We start from the raw sequence: 20,536 nt of genomic DNA, 5'->3' as shown, positions 1-20,536 counted from the left end.
GTATTGCGGTGTTTCCCGGAACTTCTCTGCATTGCAATTCCGGACTTCAGGAAAACAATTCCTGTACAGCTCCAGGGGCTGTACAGGAATTGTTTTTTATTCATTATGTACACTGGAATACCTGCGATACAAGCTGGTGCTTTTCTGAATAAAACAGGTACAGCGTCCCGAACATGTTACTGTGGTCCAGCTGCGCTACAAATGCCATCTTTTGCCCGTCGGGGTCGCGTGGGGTTTCATTGCTCTGTTGCCAGTACGGCTTGCCCAATCTCAGTTTTCCTTCGGTCCTGTTTTCCTTAATTTCTACCTCCTGTAAAACACGCTCTATACCATTTTCGACTTTAGTATATATAAAATTGAACTCCATAGGAATAGCACAGTTCATACTCATAAGCATGTCGAAAATCTTATCCTGTTCAAAATCATACCACCACAAATAGCTTTGAAGCCGTATCATCATTACAACTTGTTGCAATGTATATTGTCCTGAAAGCGTAAACGTACAGTGCCATACTGATTTTCTTTGGTTACCTGTATCTCATGGCCCAGATGCTCAAACGTATATTTGCCCGCCCATTGCAATTGCATCACAACTTTTGTATCGCTTTTTTCGGGATATTGCAACACCTCTTCGTCGCTTGCCTCAGGGCAACTGAAGGTATATTCAATGGTATCCGGAAACCCATCGATTTCATTGACTTTTACAGCTATATCTTTTTGATTTTCAATATTACAGGTATATTCAAGGAATCCGGAATTCAGATCATAGAAATGGTTAAATGCATGCAGGTGTATGAGTCTTCCCTGATCGGTACTGTAATTCTCGTCTTTTTTACCACCAATATACCAGCCATTTGTACTAAAGTTAACATTCCAATCGGTTTCATCCTCTCTAAAGACAGCGGAGAAAGGTACCTTTGTGTAGGTAACGCCAAGCTTCTCATCTGTTGCCGGAAGAAGGTGTGGTGCCAGTTCCTTGTATGCCGTGAAACCCTTACGGGTCTTTTTATACCGTATTTTTTCAGTCATCTTTATTTCCTGTGCCGGTTGGTGCATGGTAATTTTTTCCAAAAAGCCAGCGGCATCATAATGGTACGTATATAGTTCCGAGTCCAGCCACTCCCCATTGCCCAGATAATACTGTATCGTCTTGGTAACCGGCATAGACGTCCCGTTAATTTCAGCATAATCATATACCAGACGCTTGTTGGGATTATAACTAAACGACCCGGATTGCAGCAGCACTCCGTCGTTACTATATTGGTCTACCTGCCTGTAACTGATCTCTTCGATCTTGTCTACCGTAGTCTGCAGGTACTCGCGTTTTACATCCGATTCGTCATATGCTTCCAGTTTCCTCAGCTTAAGCGGAGCCAGTAGCTGATATTTGCCGGCTACCAGCTGGAAATCCATACGGCTTACATCCACATTCTGGACAATAAAAGTAAACGGAATACCTTCCCATTTTTCGTTAACCACACCGCCGTCGAGCCTTACAATAGGCAGCAGCACTTTGTTAAAACCCTTTATATCGGTCATACAGCTTTTTAGACTGGGAAAACCTTCTATTTTAGATTTCTTTTTTGATGGCGATAGTATAAGTTCTTTCATCTTTTAAAATTCAGAGGAATTATTTTTTAATGCCCACCCAGTTCCTGTCCAGGTCGCTGTAAGGGTAAATTTTTATCATTTTCAGCATTTCGAGAAATCCTTTATGTCCAAAGTTTGCTACGGTAGCCAGTTCTTCTTCGAATATCTCCATACAAAGCAGCAAGTGGTGCTTGTGGTTTTCTACCTCAAATTCCGCATACATATCAAACATAATATATCTTGGCTTGCCGTCGTTTCCGGATATCTGGCATATCTCATACGGATTGAAAGTCTTTTCCTGTGCCGCAGCTGCGATTTGTGTAAAGTTTTCGCAAATGCGTCTTTCCATTATGTTGAATGGAGTTGGCGGATCCTGGTCAATGTCATTGAACGGCTGCTTTGTAAAAGCTATCAATTCATAGGTTCCGTTTTTATTGGGCACTGGACCGGTTCCGTCTGTCTGGATAAGTTCCATTGTGGTAAATCCGGTTCCTTCCAGATGATTGGGGAAATAGTGCATGTCCACAGATCCCAGTGTCATGCCTGCAATGACCCTGAAGGGAATAGTGGCATGACCGATCACTTCTGCCGAAGGTCCCAGAATATTTTCAATTGCCTGCTGTTTCAGGTTGTAATGCGCAATGTATTGTTCGTCGTTATAACTCATGTTTTATTTTTTAGCTGTAAGTCTATCGTATTTATGCTATCACCAGTTTCACACGGGTAACGCCATCATTATCATCATATTCTTCATTGTATACGCGCTTTCCGATGATCGAATCGATAGCCTCTTTGATATCATCGAGGTCACCGCCCAGTTCAAGGGTAACTTCCCTGTTAGTATAGTAACTGTCCTCGTCGATAAAATCGGACACATGCAGCAGGAATTTATCCAGTATGTCTTCCAGCGGGTATTGTGAGTCTTCTTCGCCTTCAAGCTCGTAGCTAAGGGCAAAAACGTAATGATCTTCTTCAATATCTTTGTATATGTTGCCGTCAATAAGCTCATAATTTGGATTGTCCTTATATTTATCGAGCTTTGCAAGTTGTATATTTTTCATAATCTCTGTTTGCAATATAATTTAACGTTATTCCGCATACGCAGCGAGAAACTTCGTTAGCTCTTCCGAACCGGCGAATTCCTCAAACTCGTCAAGCTTCTTTTCAAGGTCGTCCGCGTCCATCCACTCGGGGCTGAATTCATATTTTAGTACGAAGTAATTGTCTACATACACAAAATCCCCGGCACCATCGGCAAATTCCGTAAGTTCACACATCGCTTCCCATACCTTATCCTCGTCAGCATCATAATCTACGGCTCCAAAGTAGCGGTACAATACAATGACCTCATCTTTCCAGCCATATTGAAAGCGTGCATCGTCTTTCCTCCAGGCCCACCAGCCCGGCTGCCCTCCTATTTTCAGCTCGGCAATGTCTTCACCGTATTTTCTTTGAAATACCTCAGCCAGTGCTTCGCGTGCAATCTGTTTTTCGGATTGTATCCCTTCATAATACGGGTTTGGCAATTGTACCGATACCTTTCGCCTGTGCTTTTTATCCGCTGCGTCGGTTATTTCCAGTTCAAAGAAGTAATCAAATTTTTCGTTTTCGCCGTGGCTGAAGGTACCCAGATCCTTTACCTGGTCGAGTAGATTGGCAGAAAGGTTAACCGTAATCTCATGGGCTTTGTCCATGGGGTTTACTGCTACCGTCAATTTTTCTTTTTGCCATTCCTGCATCAATTGCGCGGTGACGTCACACTTTTTAAGTGCTATGCCGGTCAGGATCATTATTACAAAATGTCCCGTACCATCAAGGAAATCCCAACTATCGCCCCCGGTATATTGCGGGGAAACGCTGATAACGAAATCATCCTGTTGCGGCGCTTTATCCAGCATTTCAGGCAGGTCAAACTGCGGTTCATTCCACTCCGGCCATGCTTCTCTTTTTACTCCTGACAGCGGGTTTTTGATACGGATAGTATGCTTTTCCTCCAACATTCTTTTCGGGGTATCGGCTGTCCTGAATTGAATAGTGAGGTGAAACTTTAAATACTCCTGTTCTTCGCCGGGAGATCCGGTTAAAGCCTCTTTCATCACTTCATAAAATGAAGAACCTATGGGAATGTCCCAGCTAAGGGAAGGCGTTCCAGAGGTCTTATCGGTTTGTTCGGCAGGATAGTTATCCAGTGTAACATGGCAACTCACCTCATCACCCAGACAGCCAGCGCTGACTTCCATGAATAGCTGTTCCTCGTCGAACAATGCCTCTTTATAAAAACGTATTTCAAAGGGTTTTTCTGTAGTTTCCATTGGGTATCTTTTTTATCATTGTGACAATTTTAAGGCCCGGAACATATAGATCCGGGCCTTCAATTATCTGATTGCATTTCTTAAGGGAACGGTTACTTTGAATACCTTCCGTTAAATTCAAAATCAGGTACTGTTGCTATAATTCGTCTTCCAGCGTTACATCCAGCAGTTCTTCTATCTTTTCATAAATAGCTTCCGGTTTTTCCTGCAGGAAGTCAAGGTCACCAAATTTTTCAAGAAGTTCCTCGTCCTGTACATGGTATTTTAGTACGTCGTCAATGGAAGCATATTGGTTTTCCGAAGCTATTTTTTTCGCGATATCTTCATAATCATTATCCCGGAAGGCCGCAACAGCATCTGTATCGTAGAAAGCATTGCTTCGCAAAAACACAGAAAAATAGTTGGCCAGCAGGTTTTCCATATAAATTACAAAGTCAGAAACCTTATAGTCGTTGTAACAGGCGCTATGGTCTTCACCCGAATAAAGAAAATTGTTTTGCGTATTCCCCTTAGGATCAAGAGCGATACAGGTATCGTAATAGAAATTATAAAAGTCAAGATAGGTAAAGTGCCTGCCGCTGTTGCTCATTTCTCTTCCAAGTCTCGTTTCCCGCGGGTCTCCGTAGATGTCCAGATCAGCATAAGATATGAGGTTCTTCAGGGGCAGCAATGACAGGAATCCTTCCGCCTGCAACAGGTCATTATTGGCCACTGCAAAATCATCCTGATCTGCGTTGGTAATCACCCTGCTATTATCCAGGGACGACTGCACGATGTGCGAATCCCATGCAATGTTCAGTCCGTTACTGATGTTATAAAAAGCCTTCATATATGCATCGATCTTAAATGACGGTACTTCACTGCCCTGATCCATATTGGAATACACCTCATCCGAAAGTCCGGCCTCAATAGCCGTTATCTCCTCATCCGAAAGCCCTTTGAAACGGATATAACTTAGATGGTCAATTAAAGGGTGTTTTTTTAGTTCCTCAATTATACTATCCAGACGCTGAAAATACGATTCAGCCCATTTTTTTGCTTTACTCATGTTTTACCGATAACTAAAGTTTAAAAAAGAAGAATGCTACGGCTGCCCATTCTTTTTTTACGCCGCTTGCACGGCCAATAGTGCCATGGCTGGAGTTTTCCACGGTACCGTCGTCCTTCACATAGCCTATAGTGCCATGGCTGCTGTTCTCTACTGTACCGTCTTTTTTTACATAGCCCACGGTAGAGTGGCTTTTATTTTCAATGGTGCCATCACTTTTGATGTAGCCTATCGTGTTGTGACTCTTGTCTTCAATGGTACCGCTGCTCTTGATGTAACCCACCGTTGAATGGCTGCTGTTCTCTATTGTCCCATCGCTTTTAATATAACCTGCCGTGCTGCGGCTGCCGGATTCTATGGTTTGTGCCTGTAAAAATGCTGTGCCGCCAAGTACGGCAAGAAGTACTACTAATTTTTTCATGTTTGGTTATTTTTTATAGTTTTAAATACTTAAGATTGTTACCGGTAGGAAACCGGTATGGTATTAAACGACCCGTCCTCCTCAAAGCCTTTTATCATAGCCATACGGGCAGCTGTTTTTACAGCTTCATCAGGATGGGAAAGCTTATCGCTGCTAAACCACTCTTTCCCGAATGGCTTCACGCTTACCAGTACTATATTTTCAATGTTCAGTCCAATGCTTTTCGGCAGGTTTTTCGACCCCATTGTTAACAACGTCCCAAATGGCTCATTGGCATCATACTGCGAGCTGTTAAAAAATGTAGACGCCTCATCATTCGAATCATTATCCTTTATCACCCACGTCTCCACATTGTCGCTGTTGAACTGCAGTGTGAGCGACTCAAATTTTTCTATCAGCCCTTTAAATTCACCGTGCCCCAAAGCCACTTGCGTTACACTGTTCAGCAAAGCCAGCATATAATGGTCTTTTACTTTACGGAATGGCACTATGCTGTCAAATTCAATATAGTATTCCGCCCCTGTTCCATTGTAAACCAATTCCTTATCCTGTTGCTCTTTGGCATAAATATCCGAAAGACCGTCGGTGATTACAATGGTTGTATTTTCGGTATAAATGACACGGAATTTTGCCACAATTGTTCCCGAAGTATATCCCGGCCAGTTGTGATCACGGAAACCACCAATGTTCAGGTACAGTATTTCGTCATGCAATGTACCCACCGACCTGAAAAACTCATGACGCAGGCGTATGGCTTCGGTAATCGCTTCTTTCCTTTTGGCATAAGCCGGATCAAGGTTTACTGAGGCATCCTCAATAGGGTGCAGCCCATGCTCGGGGAATGCCGGTTCGGTTTGTACGGTAAGCTTATCTTGCTCCAGGCGAAACCAGATGCGTTGCAGCTGCTCGTCTAACGCAGTGTTCAGCAGGTCCATTCCTAACCCGTAAAAAGAATTAAGCGAAAACGTTTTGTTTTCAAATTCAAGACTGTAATCGCCCGCTATATTGATCTTGTTTGCCTGCTTTACAAAAGCACCCATGCCCACAGCTTTCTTAAAAGCGCCCTGATCCGTAACCTGTATGGAATTTTCAAGGAGTTCTTCCTTTAGCCCCGAAATAAGCTCGGGCACGCCATACACCTGCATGGCTACAGGCTCATCTTTAATAAAAGTAAACCGTACCTGTGTATTTCCAGGCAGGTCGTTATAAAGCTCTCCAAGGTCGGCAATGCCGCGCAGCTCATTTATATTATTGCTTAATTCGCGTAGCTCTTTATTTAGTTCCTTTCTTTCTTTTGCAGGGAGATTTGTGTTATGATTATATTTTATACCATTTTTTGTATAAAATATGCCGCTACTTTGAGAACCATAAGTACTCTTGATCACATCTTTATGATAAATTTTACCGGTTTCAAGGTAGGGACTATAGGCTTCGCCTATGGTATTCTTTAGTTCCTGTTTTTTAGCGTCCATTACAGTAGATATGTTAAATAGATAAGATTTTTATTATTATTTGAGCTAAAGATAAAATTTAATCCCACAATTCTAAGGATAAATGAATATTTGTAGCTGTTTGAAACAATTTAGTAACATCATAATGAAAGTTCGTAGCGCCAAAAATATTTTTACAGTAGCAAACAATAAAAAACCGGAATAACTGCCGTTAAATAATTACATGATATGAACACACCCATATTAGCCATTATCATTGCCTCATACTGCACATAATGCGCTAAATGGATATCCTCACTCCTCTTTTCCAAAACTTCACACGAACAGTAATTTTATTTTTTACCTCCATTGAATTTATACAGTGGAAGAAACGGTATTACTTTAAATTTTATACCAAAAAACTTAACTTTAAAACATTGAATTTGTCAGTATATTTCTAAAAAAGTTATTTTTTTATTACTTACATTTAGCCTCGAATTTATAACCTCCAAAATTCTGTTATGTTTAAAACTACTTGGCTGGCCACCGTAATTGTATTTTTATTTATTTCTTCAGCTTGTTATTCTCAGGATAAGACTATTGATTCCTTAAAAACCATTCTCGCCAATCCTAAAATCAGCGATACGGTACGAATAAACACTATTCTTACGGCAATGGATAACTCTGTTGGCTGGAGCAAACAGCACATTGCTTTTTACAACCAATTGCTTCCTGTTTTTTCGAAAGGACTTAAATCAAGCAATCTTAATAAGAAAGTAAAGCAACAATATTTGAATGCTGCCGGAGTTTATTACTACAATACCGCCAAAAAAGAAATCATTGACGGCAATGATAAAGCACCGGAACATTTTGATCAGGCCATAAAATACTGGAAAGAATCCAAAAATCATAAAGAAATGGCCATGGCCATGACTGGCAAAGGTACCTACTATCGAAAGATGGCCGATTGGTCCAAAACATTTGAAAACTTTTTTGAAGCGCTTAAATATTATGAAAGCATCAAAAGCGAAATGGGTATATCATATGTGAACATGGAAATCGGAACAACCTGCTTAGCGCAACACGATTGGGAAAAAGCAATTGTTTACTTAAAAAAATCCCTGGTTTATTATGACGTCCCTGCCTCAAAATTGAGTATAGGCGACCGGCATGAAATTGCTGTCACCAATAATAATTTAGGAGTTGCCTACACACGGCTTAAAAGGTTTCCTGAAGCACATAAAAGCTACCTCAAAGCTTATGACGCCATAAAGCCTAACAAAGATCCGCAGGGAGAATCCTTAGTGCTGGTACAGCTGGCCAGTTCCAGTAATGATTTGGGAAATAGTGCAGAATCACAAACTTTTCTGGAGAAAGCACTGGCTTTGTGCAAAGATGACGTTTCCAGACAGGGCGTATATGGCAATGCTGCCCGAATCTATTACAAATCAAAAAATTATGAAAAAGCGGCTGAATATGGCGAATTGTGTTATGCCTTAGCAGTAAAGTTAAAAAATCTGAACTCCAGAACGGGCATGAGCAGCTTATTGTATAAAATCTACAAAGAAAGCGGACAATATGACAAAGCCCTTAAAATGCACGAAGCATCGGTCATTATAAAAGATTCGAGCAATGTTGAAGCTTCAAAAAACCAGCTGGCGCAACAACAGCTCAAATATGATTTCGAGAGAAAAGAACTGCAGCAAAAAATAATGCAGCAAAAGAAATTGACGGAAGTTAAATTAGAACAGCAAAATAAATTATCAGCCATCAAGCTGGAAAATGAAAAGAAATCGGCGCTGGAAACATCCCGGAATAAATTGGCGCAACAACAGCTCCAATATAATTTTGAGAAAAAAGCGCTCAACCAAAAATTAATTCAGGGCAAAAAAGTAGCGGCAATCAAATTAGAGGGCGAAAAGAAAACGGCAGTTAAAAACAACTGGCTTATCGGACTTTCGGGAGTACTTTTATTGTTTCTTTTGGGTGGTTATTTTTATTACCGAAATACCAAACAAAAACAAGCAATTACGCTGCTCGAAAAAGACCAGATCAAACAGAAACTGTTGGTTACACAGATGAATCCGCATTTTATTTTTAATTCTATCGATAACATTCAGGGATTGATCCAGGATAAACAAGACAAGGAAGCAGTAGATTACCTGAGTAAATTTTCAAAACTGACGCGCCAGATTCTTGAAAACTCCAACGAAAATTATATTTCGCTGTCGGAAGAAGTTGAAATGACTCAGAATTATTTAGCGATCCAGCAACTTTTATACAACAATAAATTCAGCTTTTCCATTTCTATCGAAGATGCTATTGATGCCGAAACCATCTTTTTACCGCCAATGTTAACGCAGCCTTTCATCGAAAATGCCATCAAGCACGGTTTAAGCAACAAGTCCGAAAATGGTATGATTGCCATTCATTTTTATCTTAAGGAAGCCAAATTATTCTTTGAAGTCACTGATAACGGAAAAGGATTTGAAACCGACAAAAAATTAACCAACCACAAATCACTGGCAATGACAATTACCAAAGAACGCCTGATCAGCTATACCAAAAACCAGGATTTCCTGGTACAAACCGATAATATCCTGGATCAGCATACCAATATTGTCGGAGCCAAAGTTATTTTTGAAATCCCTTACATTTACGAAAATTAATTACCTATGTTAAGAGCTGTTGTCATTGACGATATTGAAACAATCCGAAAGAAGAATATTACCACCATAAAATCAAACTGCCCTAATATTGCCATTATTGGCCAGGCAGATTCGGTAACATCCGGAATAAATCTGATCAGGCAGGTATCGCCGGATCTTGTTTTTCTCGACGTAGAAATGCCCGACGGAACCGGTTTTGATTTGCTTCAAAAGCTACAACCAATTAATTTTAAAGTAATTTTCATTACGGGTTATGAAGACTTTGCCATCAGGGCTTTTCGTTTTTCGGCCATAGATTACCTGCTGAAACCTTTGGATTCGGTCGATTTGGTAGAAGCCGTTAAAAAGGCGGAAGTGTCGCTAAGCAGTGAAATTTTTGACATGAAGCTCAATAATTTGTTTAGCAATCTTGAAAGGCCAAAAAATTTGCAAAAGCTGGTGCTTAAAACTGCCGATAGAATTTATTCGGTCAATATTCAGGATATCGTGCACTGCGAATCCGATAAAAATTATACCACCTTTAATTTTATAAATGCGCCAAAACTCATTGTTTCCACCAATCTTAAAGAATATGAAACGATGCTGACGCCTCACAATTTCTTTAGAACGCACCAATCGCACCTGATCAATATGGCTTATTTCGACCATTTCATTAAATCGGATGGCGGTAATACGGTTGTCATGAAAAACAAAACGCCCATTCCGCTTTCTGTGCGAAAAAAAGAAGAGTTTCTGGTTTTACTTGAAAACCTTCATGTATAAATTTTACTAAAAACGAATATCTCTCCAATTCCAACGAATATCTTCCCAAAGCAAACGGATATACATTGGTAAAAATTCGCATTTTTCTTTGATTTATTATTGCATTGTAATTCCGGAAAATGGTTTTGCATTCAACCAATAAACAGAAAAAAAATGAAACAAAAATTAGTAATCATCGGGCTGATGTTATGCGCGTATACCAACTCCAATGCGCAGCTTTTAAACAAGATTCAAAAAACTGCAAATCAGGCTAATAATGCCGTTGAAACCGTAAAAACAGCCGAAGAAGTTGTTAATACAGGAGAAAAAGTTGCCAAAAAGGTAAAAAATAAAGGTGGTGCTTCCAGCGGAACATCTTCCTTAAAACTGGACTGGAATATGTACAAACAAACACCGGCAGTTACTTTTAATTCCTTATTGTATGCGACTAATATAGGAACTGGTGGACTAACTCAGTTTACAGGTTACACCGCAACTTTTGTTCCAAACAAAACTGCTGCTGGTGCTACCGTAAACACCGTTCATGACCAGGCCGAATTTCTAAAAATTAAAGTGTATAAAGGGGACCAATACATCACTTACTTCGAATATGACGGATTCCAACAATTTGACGACGGCAAAAAAATAAAATACAATACACCAACCAGCCGATACAAACGTGATGGCGAATGGGTTGGCGGAACTGAAATTGATGTTAAAAAATGGGGTACCGGCGAATACCGACTTGACTTTATCGCGGGTGATAAAATGTTCTATTCGTTTAATTTCGAAATTCAGAAGCTAACAAACACCGACGCCTACGCTGCTATGAACGAAATGTATGTAACACGCGGTCCGTGGAATAATTATGCTTATATGAATTATGATGAGTCCGGTAACCTGGTTTTCGGATATTATCTTAACCATGAAGAATTCCAACCGAATCCGGCCAATAACAGAAAAACCAATAAAAGTGTAAAATGGAGCGTGAAAGTGCTAAAAGACAACAAGCCATTTGCACAACAATACGGAACAGGTGCTCCGAATGTGGCTCAGGTAGAACAAGCCAAATGGAATGAATACCGATGTGCTTTAAAATTAGTAGACAAACCGGGAGAATTCAAATTTGCCAACCTTACGGACGGAGCTTACAAAGTGGAACTGACCATTGAAGGAGAAGCAAAACCGAGAAAATACAGCTTTTCTGTAAAAGATAAAAGAATCGTACAGATTCCGGAGCAGGACAGAACTAAAAATACCGATCCGACAAGACTAATAGAAGGCTGGAATGACTATTTCTGGATGAAACTGGAGAAATAACAGCGCTATTCTTTACCATTATTTTTTTCACTTTTTAATGCTTGTTGTGAAAAAGATAATGGTAATTTTTTTTAAAAAACCTATCATCTTTCAATCCGAATTCAATCAATTTAAAAAAAAACAATGAAAAAAAGACTACTTTTTATTGCCATCGCAGGTCTGTTTACTTCAATGGCTTCAGCAGCCGATTTATATGTTAGAGAAAATGGTGCCAATGGCGCTTATGCAACCGTGAGTGCCGCCATTACGGCAGCAACAAACGGAGACCGGATCATTATCAAACCAAAAAATGCAGGAGCCGCTTATATTGAAAACCTGACGATCAACAAGTCTTTGACTTTTGTCTCTGAAACCAATTATCAAAAATACAAATTGCAGGGAACCGTGGTCGTAACACCTCTTGCAGGAAGAGTGGTCACCATTCACAATGCAAATGCAGGCAGTATTACTATTTCCGGCGCAACAACCGGTGGCAGAACCACTTTAAACATCTTCAATTCTTTAATAGGCTTTTTTGATGCCGGTCAAATAAATGCAACTGCCAATCTCTCCGGATGTACTATAGATAACGAAACGATTATAGCGCATGGAAAATGTACCGGTAATTTTTTGGGATCGCTGTTTGTAACGCATACCGAAGATACCAGTTTAGCTACAGATGACGTAGAAATCATCGCCAATAGCGTTAATTACGGTATTACCAATTATCAAAGAAACTATACGTTTAAAATATTAAACAACTTCCTTCCGCAAAGTTCAATCAGCATTTGGGGTGTAAAAAACGGAAGTACAAATGAAATCACCAATAATGTAGCCGACACACGAACCAATGGCGGCGGTCAGTATGGCGAATGTATCACCATCAATCTAACCACCGGAAATACCGGAACGATTTCGATATACAATAATGTATTGGCACTTGGAGGTGATTTTCTGATCTACAATTACAACTCCAATGCAACGGTTTCGGCTTTCTACAACATGTCACAAACTTCTTTTGTTTTAAATAATGTTGCCAATCAGGGATCGAATACCTCGGGAAATTTTACCATCAACGCCAACAATCAAAGTGTTAGCGGTGCCAATGTAAACGCAGGTTCTCCGGCAGTAGAATACACCGATCTGGATTTGACAAGAAATGATGCCGGAAACGGAGGCGGTTCGAACAGCTGGAGCAATTATTGGCCGGCTGACGGAGGCAACAGAGCGCAAATAAATTATTTAAACGTACCCCGAAGAATTACAACCGGTGCAACATTAAATGTTTCAGGTTCTGGTTTTTCCAAATAATTTATATCGAAACAAAGAGATGAAAAAACAACTTTATATATTGATCGCTTTATTTATGGCAAGCTTTGTTCAGGGACAAGTTTCCATAACGCAAGCCGAATATTTTTGGGATACCGATCCGGGCTATGGCAATGGTATCGCAATTGCAGCCGCCGATGGCAGCTTTAACAGTGCTTTCGAAAAAATTGTCACTTCAGGCATCAATCTGCCGGGTGTTGGTTTGCATAAATTCAACATCCGTTTTAAAGACAACCAGAATCTATGGGGATCCACTTTTACAAGTATTGTTAATGTAGAAGCTGCAGTAACATCTGAACCTGTTAGAATTGTACAGGCGGAATATTTTTGGGACACCGATCCGGGCTATGGCAACGGAACGCCTATACTGGCTGCCGACGGGAATTTTAATAGTGCCTACGAAAAGTTGCTGGCTAATGGAATTCCTGTTCCAAATGCAATCGGACTGCACGTTTTTAACATTCGCTTAAAAGATAACCAGGGACTTTGGGGATCTACTTTCAGGAATGTCGTTAGTGTGGAAAACACTTTAAGCGTTAATGATCCAACGGCTTCTAATTTCTACTTCTACCCCAACCCGGCTACTTCAACTGTACATTTCAATAAAGAAATAACACAAGTAACGGTATTGGATCTGAACGGAAGACTTATCAAAACATCCGGCGACAGCCATCAATTAAATATTGCTGATTTAGCTGCCGGAACTTACGTTTTAAAAATAACCACTCCTGATGGTCATTCTTTTACTAAGAAAATGATTAAAAGCTAACAACCCGAAAAATGAAGTCGAATAAAAGCCTGTAATAGTATTACAGGCTTTTTCTTTATCCATAGCTTACGGTGTGTCTTCCCAACGATTCACGTACATTTCCCAAACGCCTTCACAATACAGCTGGTAACGTGCCGGTTGGGTTTCGCCAAATGAAAAAACAAATAGCATATGCAGGTACGTCACATAATACAAAGGCAATCCGTTTTGGGAACGATACTGTACTTCCCCGGTTTCTTCCAAATGCTTAAAAAACGAGCTTACACTTGTAAATCCGGCATCCGAAATAATTTTCTCGTAGGCTTCGTTTTCAATTTTTCTTTTGAGTCTGGCAAATTCGTATCGCAAAATGTCTTTTATCTCAAAACTGTTCCCGAAAAAGTAATGGCTTTCGCCATAAAGCGATTCGCCTTCTGTTCCGTCATAAAGTAATTCGCGGGTTTTTAGCTGTTTCATATATCAGAATTTATCAAGACGGATGCGTCCGTCTGTAGGTTTTGTTTCTGTATCCGAAATCACCGATTCACAGTAATTGAACGGATCTTCACCGTATTCGGAAGCAGAAACAATGTATTCCACCGTTTTGTCGAAAGTGTCCGTAAGTATCGGTGCTTTCGAAATCCCGCAAACTCTCAGTTTTTCGGCAACCGGCGAACGCAGCACGGCTTTGGCAATTGCCGTGAACAACAAATCATTGATGCGTGTTTCTATGTCTTCAAAATCATCCGAACTCGCCTGGATTTCAAAAAACAATTGAAACAACCTTTTCGAAAACACCTTAAATTTCTCCGACTTACAATTGCTGTACTCCAACAAACTGTAGTTTTCCCAATCGGCCGGACTGTATCTTTCCTCGTCTTCGGTAGTCCGGAATGAAATGGCCGCATAGCGTTCGTGTGGCAGGATATCGTATGAAATGCCATCCACAGAACCGGCTATTTCCGCAATTTCGTCTTTGTGTAATTCGAAAAGCTCCAGTAAAGCGTCTTCAAGATCATCCGAAACTTTTGCAAGTGCTTCCGGCAGGAATTTCTCGTCCTGTTCCATTGTAGCGGGTTCGGTAAACAAGTCCGTTTCCCATTGATAACGTCCTGCAAACGGATTGCCGATCGCAAACGTTTTGGTAAAACTCTTGTCCTGCGTGTTTTCAGATTCCAGATAACACGTCACGTCAATGTGAAACTCCCGTTCGTACACCCGTTCGCTTTCGGGTGCTTCCCGAATGATGTCGAGCAGGTTTTTCGTACCGGTTACGTATGATCGGATAGGAACGGATACAGCAAAACGCATCGGTTTGTCTGCCACAAAAGGAAGTTCGATTTGCGCTGCGATACTGGCCTGCTGACCGAATTGATCGTTGCGTTCCATAAGGCAAACCTCGAACATCACTGCCGGATCGTAAATCGATATCGCGAACGCAACATTATCGACTGTTCTGGGTTTGTCCAGATCGAGTGCGATTTCAAGATCAAATGTTTCGGTTGTGTAGCCTTCCGGATCTCTGCGATCAAAATGATTTTTGATTGTGATTTCGATTTCTTTGCGCGAAGCAAAATTCTCGGTTTGCACAAGATTTTCAAACCTATCGATCTTATGTAAATTCGGAGCATAGATCACTTTCAAATCGTCGTTTCCATAACATTCGATTTCGACTGCGCTGTCAAGTCGTAATTCTGTCAATTGGTTGATATAACATTTCACAACCGTAGCTTTTGGCGCATACAATTCCGTGATTTTGTTCTCACCACAATGCACGTTTTCGGCATTTTCGAGATGCAGCGACGTGAGTTTGTTTTTGTTGCATCCAACCGAAACCGCGTTTGGCGCAATAAGCGTCTGAAGTTCATTATTGCGGCAAAAAACCTTGCGTGCATTTGTTTCGAGCGATTTTATTTTGAGCACGCTCGATATCTGAACCGTTCCGTCTTCGGTTACCGGAATGTCAAATTGCATTCCGGATAAGTCGACGGCTTTGGCGTAATAGTTTTCCATTTGAATCGTTTTCAGGGGTTAGTTCAATGCGGCTTGAATGTCGGTAATATACTGTCCGCATTTTTCGATCATCGGCTTACAATCTACTTTTGTGACGTATTCGTATAGTTTGTTGAGCTGATCCAGACGTCTTGGTGCGCAATCCATTTCCCAAAGATCAAGCAGGGCTTTTTCTTCCCATTTGGTAATTTTCTTGCGCTTTTTAAGATTTTTGTCAACAAGCCGCTCAATTGGATTGCCATCCGTAATCGAAATCAACGAATATCCCAGTTTATGCAACAATCGCATCTTTTCGATTTGTTCCTCGATTGTGGATTGACTGTTTCTGTCCAGCGGTTCATAAAGACGATCCAGAACACGGTGCATTTCGTCCATTCCTCCTAATTTCAGGAAGGTGTCAAACATTTTTACGGAACCTCTTTTTGCAATGGTCAGAATAGCCGGATAATCACTGTGATGCGTCGGCATGTTGATGTCAAATCCTAAATCGACAAGCTTATACACAACTTCAGGAGTTTCGGCATATTCAAACATATTTTCGGAATAGTAAAACGTATTCAGATCGTTTTTGTCTGCTCCGTTCTTAAGCAGCAAATCGATGGCTTCAACCGCATTGCGTTCCGCTCTCACGGCATAATTCAAGGCAGAAAGGCCGTTCACATCTTTGTAATGCACATCGGCACCTTTTTCCAGAAGGTGTTCAATGTACCACAACATACCACCCTGGCAAGCGGCTTGCAGATTTGAAGTATATTGGTACATTTCAGACCCGACGGTCGAAATATCCGCTCCGGCATCAAGTAATGCACGTACCATTTCATCCGCTAATTCATTTTTTGCATGTCGGCACACTTTCTGTAACAAGGGTTCGTGTTCATACAGCTCATGATTCGGATCGGCTCCGTTTTCGAGCATCAGTTTGAGCATGTCAAGATGGGCTTGCTGCGGAATATACTCGTTAGCGATGCGTTCGAGCGCGAGTTTTCCATATTCTTCTTTCAGCGTATCCGGATGAACACCTTTTTTCAGAATTTCCGCAAGCCTGGCCACGTCTTTGCTTTTAATCGCCTTAATGGCATCTTCACTATAATCCTGATTTTTGTTTTCGTTGATTTTGACTTCCCGCACGGCTTCCTCAATTCCTTCTTCGAGGTTATAAGCCGTATCAAAATTTTTGTAGACGAGCGTAAAACCTTCCTCTAATTTTTTAAAGACAAACGCTTCCGCCCTATTGTTCTGTTCTTTGTAGTAACCTTTGCTAATACCTCCAATAACTTTTCCTTTTGCTTCCGTACCGATTGTACCTTCTTTTGCCATCCATCTGCCACCTTCGCTCATATAAAAGAAATAATACTGAGCAGTTGCCTTATTTTCGAGATACCACAGCGGTGCAACGTTAAACTCTGGGATTTTAGCCCAGCTCCCAACTTCGATCGTTTTGAGCATTTCCGGTTCGTTTACGGTGATTGTCATCGTAGCCTGTTGCAATTTTCCGCGCCTTTCTTCAGATATCTCATCGAAAGCCATAAATCCACTTTCTTCCCAAAGATCGGCATGAAAAGTTAATTCGAAATCCGAAACAATATGTGATTTGATATAGTGACGTGCTACGGCAACGTGATCTTTCCAGAAATCGAATACGGTAGCCGCATCTTTCCAGGCAGATGCTGTTTCCGAATGCTCCAGAAGCGAAAAAATGATGTTTAGCGAATTGGTATGCGTTCGCGGAAAATCGAGGTCGTACTGTTTGGTTCGGTACATTCTTACGGTAAGCGTATCGTTGGTCTTGTCAAGCACTTTTATCCCACGGAACGAACCGGGCGAATGATAAAAATGTGTATCCAGTTTTGGTATTTGTGGCGGCGGAATTATTTGTAATTCGATTGGACGCTCAACATAACCCGTTTGATGTTTCTTCAAAGCGAGTACCATCGGTTTCCGAAGTTTTATTTTTTCGCTGTCGATCAGGTCGTAAAGCGTTACTCCATCCTGGTTTGGCAGGTTCGGATCTGCACCGTTTTCGATCAGGAATTCAAGATTTTCAAGCGACACATAATAGCGGCTTGCCGCGTGCTGCAATACCGTATAACCCGATTCCGGATGCCATTGATTCAAATCGATTCCGGCTTTGATCATCGGTCGAAGGTAGCTGTCAACTCCTTTTTGCGGAGAAGCGATCTCGAAAATAATTGGTTCACGATTCTCAAACACACTCGAAGGTATATCCGGATTCGCACCATATTCCAGAAGCAATTTAAAGTTCGTATATTCTTTCCGACTATAAGCTAACGAAAGAATAGGAACATTAAAATAGGTATTAAAGTGATTCGCATCTGCGCCGGCGGCCAGAAGTGCTTCGAATACTTCAATATTTCCAAAAGCATCAAAAAGGTGTTTTCCGTCGGCTTCGAGATTGTGTTTTTTAAGAATGGATCTGGCGTTTTCAAGCGTCATTTTTTCTATAGTATTTTATTTTTGGTTGGTCGGATTGTATAAAGTTTAGTACTACTATCAGCAAAGTCCATTTATAAAATTTCCAATTTCATGGGGATCTTTAAATCCGCAAATTTTTATCAAGGAAACGTGCTTTATTTTTTGTTTTTGAATTGACTTGCTGCGGTTTCAAAACGGGTCAGGATTTCCATCTGATCCTCAAATTTCGGCAAAAAATCTACTTTTTTAAATGCTGAAATTGTTTCTTTGGCAACTTCGGAATCACTGGAAACCAATACAAAAATCAGTCCCCAAAACTCCAGGTTCAGATAGTGGTACTGTTGCTCAGGATTTCTGTCCCAATAATGATCCTGGATAAATTCGAGCGCCAAAACGGTTTTTGAAATCCGGGTTACCACATCTTGATCCCGGGCGAATTCCGAAAATAAGTTCACTTTTGATAACATTCCGGGTATGCTCGAATACGAATTGATCTTTTCGAAAACGGTACGGTATCGGACATAATCGTCATAACCGTTATTTCGATCCAGTTCGAATTGATGATCAAATCCAAAAACAAACAAACCTTTGATCGAGGTCCAATAGGAAAAAAAAGTATCGTATTTTTTCTTGTCGAGGAAAATGGATTGCTTTCGGTAGGCCGTTTCCCAAAGCGCATAGGTTTTTTCGATTCCTTTTAACGGAAGTAAACCCCTTCGTATATAATGGAAATAAAACGGCTCCAATTCCTGCGGTTCCAGTAGTTTTACAGCCTTCGGAAATGCTTTGACCAGCGCCGAATAATTTTCACTTAGGAAGTTGTGGCCTTGTTCGCCCGAGTGGTTCGCCAGTTCCCTATTCAGTTCCTTTTCTTCCTCAACTATAAAAGTTCGCAATAATTCCTGTGTTTCCATAACTTTTATTTTCCGAAAGCGATTGCTGTTTTTAATTTCGATTCGAGTTCCTTTCTGGCGATTTTGTTAAGTGTTCGTCCGAAAAGTGAATACCACAAATTCCCGTCCTGATCAAAAAAGAGATTACACCAACGGTACATATTCAAGTACTCACTCGAAAGATCCTGCTCGGTAAAATTAAACACATAACCTTTCTCAAAATTTTCATCGGTAAAAACCAAACGATCCATACCGGCAATAAACCAGATTCCGTTTAAAGCTTCGTCTTTTACAGCATTATAGAACAAGGCTTCCCCGGTGATTTCCTTAAGTTTTTCGTTGATTATTTTTGGTTTTTCGTCTTTTCCAAGTTCGAAAACCCCGTTTTCGGTCAGTAGTAATTGTCTTTCCGCAGAAAGCATAACAAGCGCCTTTGTTTGGTAGTTTCCGTAATAATGCGGTGCGATTTCTTTTTTAAACAGACGCTCCAAATTCATGTTCGCCACGTTAAACGAAACATCGACAATCGAAAGCTGGTTTCGGTTTCCGTAAAAAATCACCGAACGGTTCGCATTTACATAAATTTTCAAACTGTCCGGATTGTTCGAATATGCCGAAGTCGTCAGTTTAAGTTCGCTATATTTAAAGCGTTTTTCGTCTCCCGATTCTTTTTTCGTCATCAAAACACCTTTGTTATCAAGCACCACTTTCCAGAAATCGTCTTCGAAAATATTGACAATTTTAGAAGTGGATTCCGAAATCACATTGAAATTCGCATCGGTGATCAACAATTTTTTCTCGGTATAAAAGCGATAACCGTCGGCCGAACTTTCAATAAATCCGTTCTCGCTATCTTTAAGAAAATTCTGCGTTGTATGTTCGGTTTTAAAATCGGATAAATCGTAATAACGTAAGTCTTCAGCTCGCGATTCCTGTATAAGCACCCGATTTCTAAAGGTATCGAAATGAATATTATAGCTATTGAACGGAATCGTCGAACCGTTTTCACGCGCGATAAAATTTGGGGAATAACTCCCGATCCGGTTTCTCCAGTACATATTCTGATGCTGATTTTTCCCAAAAGGTTCACCATACCACTTGTTCCATCTCGAATTTACGGTAAAATGACTATAGGCATACGATTCGCTTGTCATACGGGCATCTTTCCACCAAATCGCAGGCATAAAGAAAATCGCACTCGACTCATATTTTTCCTGACTTGTAACCTGGATAATCCAAAGCGGACAATCCGGAAAAGGCGCGAATGGCGGCGATCCTTCGTAGTTGTATTCAAATCTATTGTTGTTGAATCCGACGTAATTATGAAGTGCGAGCTCGGCTTCATCGGTAAAAAAAGTACCCGAAACGATGTTTAGATATTCCACCGCATCACTTCCTACTCGACCGCTTTTATCCACTCGTCCGTAGACGTAATCGACAAAAAGTTCCATGCAAACCCACTCATCAAAGTCAAAACGCGTCAGGAATTCGTGCAATTCTTTAGTATCTTGTCCGAAATGTCGCGCATAATCAACAATTTCCGGTTTTGAAAGTATCGGTTTTCCGGCAGGTGTATCGTTCCACTGAACGTCAAAAATTTGTGTAGCCAT

General features: G+C 40.8%; 18 protein-coding genes. 5 read left to right on the top strand and 13 right to left on the bottom strand.

The genetic code is table 11. From position 1 onward, the window contains the following. Nucleotides 1-103: 103 nt before the first annotated feature. The 8 genes from B3394_RS17325 to B3394_RS17290 form a co-directional block, all read right to left on the bottom strand. On the bottom strand, nt 104-460 hold the full coding sequence (locus B3394_RS17325) for a DUF1963 domain-containing protein (protein WP_286927719.1): 357 nt from the start codon (nt 458-460) through the stop codon (nt 104-106). After that, a complete protein-coding gene (locus tag B3394_RS17320; RefSeq protein ID WP_286927717.1) occupies nt 460-1,611 on the bottom strand; it encodes a hypothetical protein in 1,152 nt (383 codons plus the stop codon). Before B3394_RS17320 ends, B3394_RS17325 begins: the two co-directional genes overlap by 1 nt. A gap of 19 nt (nt 1,612-1,630) precedes the next feature. Further along, complete coding sequence (locus B3394_RS17315; RefSeq protein WP_286927715.1) at nt 1,631-2,257, bottom strand: hypothetical protein; 627 nt, start codon at nt 2,255-2,257, stop codon at nt 1,631-1,633. 31 nt (nt 2,258-2,288) lie between these two features. Beyond that, the gene (locus B3394_RS17310) at nt 2,289-2,651 is read right to left on the bottom strand and encodes a hypothetical protein (RefSeq protein WP_286927707.1); all 363 of its coding nucleotides are present in this window, start codon (nt 2,649-2,651) and stop codon (nt 2,289-2,291) included. 27 nt (nt 2,652-2,678) lie between these two features. Further along, entirely contained in the window at nt 2,679-3,902 is a 1,224-nt protein-coding gene (locus tag B3394_RS17305; protein ID WP_286927704.1) for a hypothetical protein, read from the bottom strand. A 136-nt stretch (nt 3,903-4,038) separates the two neighbouring features. Continuing rightward, nucleotides 4,039-4,950 carry a hypothetical protein gene (locus B3394_RS17300; protein ID WP_286927703.1) on the bottom strand — a complete coding sequence of 304 codons (912 nt, stop codon included), beginning with the start codon at nt 4,948-4,950 and terminating at the stop codon, nt 4,039-4,041. A gap of 13 nt (nt 4,951-4,963) precedes the next feature. After that, nucleotides 4,964-5,371, bottom strand: a complete 408-nt coding sequence (locus B3394_RS17295; protein ID WP_177733965.1) for a 5-fold beta-flower protein — start codon at nt 5,369-5,371, stop codon at nt 4,964-4,966. Nucleotides 5,372-5,409: 38 nt separating this feature from the next. After that, complete coding sequence (locus tag B3394_RS17290) at nt 5,410-6,843, bottom strand: hypothetical protein (RefSeq protein ID WP_286927702.1); 1,434 nt, start codon at nt 6,841-6,843, stop codon at nt 5,410-5,412. Between the two features lie 479 nt (nt 6,844-7,322). Here B3394_RS17290 and B3394_RS17285 point away from each other — a divergent pair, with 479 nt between their 5' ends. The 5 genes from B3394_RS17285 (at nt 7,323) to B3394_RS17265 (ending at nt 13,608) form a co-directional block, all read left to right on the top strand. After that, nucleotides 7,323-9,470 carry a tetratricopeptide repeat-containing sensor histidine kinase gene (locus B3394_RS17285; RefSeq protein WP_286927699.1) on the top strand — a complete coding sequence of 716 codons (2,148 nt, stop codon included), beginning with the start codon at nt 7,323-7,325 and terminating at the stop codon, nt 9,468-9,470. 6 nt (nt 9,471-9,476) lie between these two features. Beyond that, on the top strand, nt 9,477-10,232 hold the full coding sequence (locus B3394_RS17280; protein WP_286927697.1) for a LytR/AlgR family response regulator transcription factor: 756 nt from the start codon (nt 9,477-9,479) through the stop codon (nt 10,230-10,232). 153 nt (nt 10,233-10,385) lie between these two features. Next, nucleotides 10,386-11,531: a hypothetical protein gene (locus B3394_RS17275; protein WP_177733957.1), complete on the top strand. Its 1,146-nt coding sequence runs from the start codon at nt 10,386-10,388 to the stop codon at nt 11,529-11,531. Between the two features lie 123 nt (nt 11,532-11,654). Beyond that, complete coding sequence (locus B3394_RS17270; RefSeq protein WP_286927692.1) at nt 11,655-12,821, top strand: hypothetical protein; 1,167 nt, start codon at nt 11,655-11,657, stop codon at nt 12,819-12,821. A 19-nt stretch (nt 12,822-12,840) separates the two neighbouring features. Then, on the top strand, nt 12,841-13,608 hold the full coding sequence (locus tag B3394_RS17265; protein ID WP_286927690.1) for a T9SS type A sorting domain-containing protein: 768 nt from the start codon (nt 12,841-12,843) through the stop codon (nt 13,606-13,608). Nucleotides 13,609-13,674: 66 nt separating this feature from the next. On the opposite strand, the gene B3394_RS17260 is transcribed toward B3394_RS17265, so the two are convergent. From B3394_RS17260 to B3394_RS17240, 5 genes are all read right to left on the bottom strand, one after another. Then, nucleotides 13,675-14,064: a hypothetical protein gene (locus tag B3394_RS17260; RefSeq protein ID WP_177733952.1), complete on the bottom strand. Its 390-nt coding sequence runs from the start codon at nt 14,062-14,064 to the stop codon at nt 13,675-13,677. A 3-nt stretch (nt 14,065-14,067) separates the two neighbouring features. Continuing rightward, on the bottom strand, nt 14,068-15,600 hold the full coding sequence (locus B3394_RS17255) for a hypothetical protein (RefSeq protein WP_286927687.1): 1,533 nt from the start codon (nt 15,598-15,600) through the stop codon (nt 14,068-14,070). An 18-nt stretch (nt 15,601-15,618) separates the two neighbouring features. Beyond that, on the bottom strand, nt 15,619-18,054 hold the full coding sequence (locus B3394_RS17250) for an ankyrin repeat domain-containing protein (protein WP_286927684.1): 2,436 nt from the start codon (nt 18,052-18,054) through the stop codon (nt 15,619-15,621). Nucleotides 18,055-18,188: 134 nt separating this feature from the next. After that, entirely contained in the window at nt 18,189-18,947 is a 759-nt protein-coding gene (locus B3394_RS17245) for a hypothetical protein (RefSeq protein WP_286927679.1), read from the bottom strand. A gap of 5 nt (nt 18,948-18,952) precedes the next feature. Then, on the bottom strand, nt 18,953-20,536 hold the full coding sequence (locus B3394_RS17240; RefSeq protein WP_286927675.1) for a hypothetical protein: 1,584 nt from the start codon (nt 20,534-20,536) through the stop codon (nt 18,953-18,955).

It is taken from the genome of Flavobacterium sp. UBA4197 (assembly GCF_002379575.1).
GTDB lineage: Bacteria > Bacteroidota > Bacteroidia > Flavobacteriales > Flavobacteriaceae > Flavobacterium > Flavobacterium inviolabile.
This window is presented reverse-complemented; position numbering and strand designations above follow the sequence as displayed.

Coding starts and splice junctions, on each gene's coding strand:
- B3394_RS17325 (WP_286927719.1), bottom strand. CDS start 460: ATGATGATACGGCTTCAAAGCTATTTGTGGTGGTATGATTTTGAACAG.
- B3394_RS17320 (WP_286927717.1), bottom strand. CDS start 1,611: ATGAAAGAACTTATACTATCGCCATCAAAAAAGAAATCTAAAATAGAA.
- B3394_RS17315 (WP_286927715.1), bottom strand. CDS start 2,257: ATGAGTTATAACGACGAACAATACATTGCGCATTACAACCTGAAACAG.
- B3394_RS17310 (WP_286927707.1), bottom strand. CDS start 2,651: ATGAAAAATATACAACTTGCAAAGCTCGATAAATATAAGGACAATCCA.
- B3394_RS17305 (WP_286927704.1), bottom strand. CDS start 3,902: ATGGAAACTACAGAAAAACCCTTTGAAATACGTTTTTATAAAGAGGCA.
- B3394_RS17300 (WP_286927703.1), bottom strand. CDS start 4,950: ATGAGTAAAGCAAAAAAATGGGCTGAATCGTATTTTCAGCGTCTGGAT.
- B3394_RS17295 (WP_177733965.1), bottom strand. CDS start 5,371: ATGAAAAAATTAGTAGTACTTCTTGCCGTACTTGGCGGCACAGCATTT.
- B3394_RS17290 (WP_286927702.1), bottom strand. CDS start 6,843: ATGGACGCTAAAAAACAGGAACTAAAGAATACCATAGGCGAAGCCTAT.
- B3394_RS17285 (WP_286927699.1), top strand. CDS start 7,323: ATGTTTAAAACTACTTGGCTGGCCACCGTAATTGTATTTTTATTTATT.
- B3394_RS17280 (WP_286927697.1), top strand. CDS start 9,477: ATGTTAAGAGCTGTTGTCATTGACGATATTGAAACAATCCGAAAGAAG.
- B3394_RS17275 (WP_177733957.1), top strand. CDS start 10,386: ATGAAACAAAAATTAGTAATCATCGGGCTGATGTTATGCGCGTATACC.
- B3394_RS17270 (WP_286927692.1), top strand. CDS start 11,655: ATGAAAAAAAGACTACTTTTTATTGCCATCGCAGGTCTGTTTACTTCA.
- B3394_RS17265 (WP_286927690.1), top strand. CDS start 12,841: ATGAAAAAACAACTTTATATATTGATCGCTTTATTTATGGCAAGCTTT.
- B3394_RS17260 (WP_177733952.1), bottom strand. CDS start 14,064: ATGAAACAGCTAAAAACCCGCGAATTACTTTATGACGGAACAGAAGGC.
- B3394_RS17255 (WP_286927687.1), bottom strand. CDS start 15,600: ATGGAAAACTATTACGCCAAAGCCGTCGACTTATCCGGAATGCAATTT.
- B3394_RS17250 (WP_286927684.1), bottom strand. CDS start 18,054: ATGACGCTTGAAAACGCCAGATCCATTCTTAAAAAACACAATCTCGAA.
- B3394_RS17245 (WP_286927679.1), bottom strand. CDS start 18,947: ATGGAAACACAGGAATTATTGCGAACTTTTATAGTTGAGGAAGAAAAG.
- B3394_RS17240 (WP_286927675.1), bottom strand. CDS start 20,536: ATGGCTACACAAATTTTTGACGTTCAGTGGAACGATACACCTGCCGGA.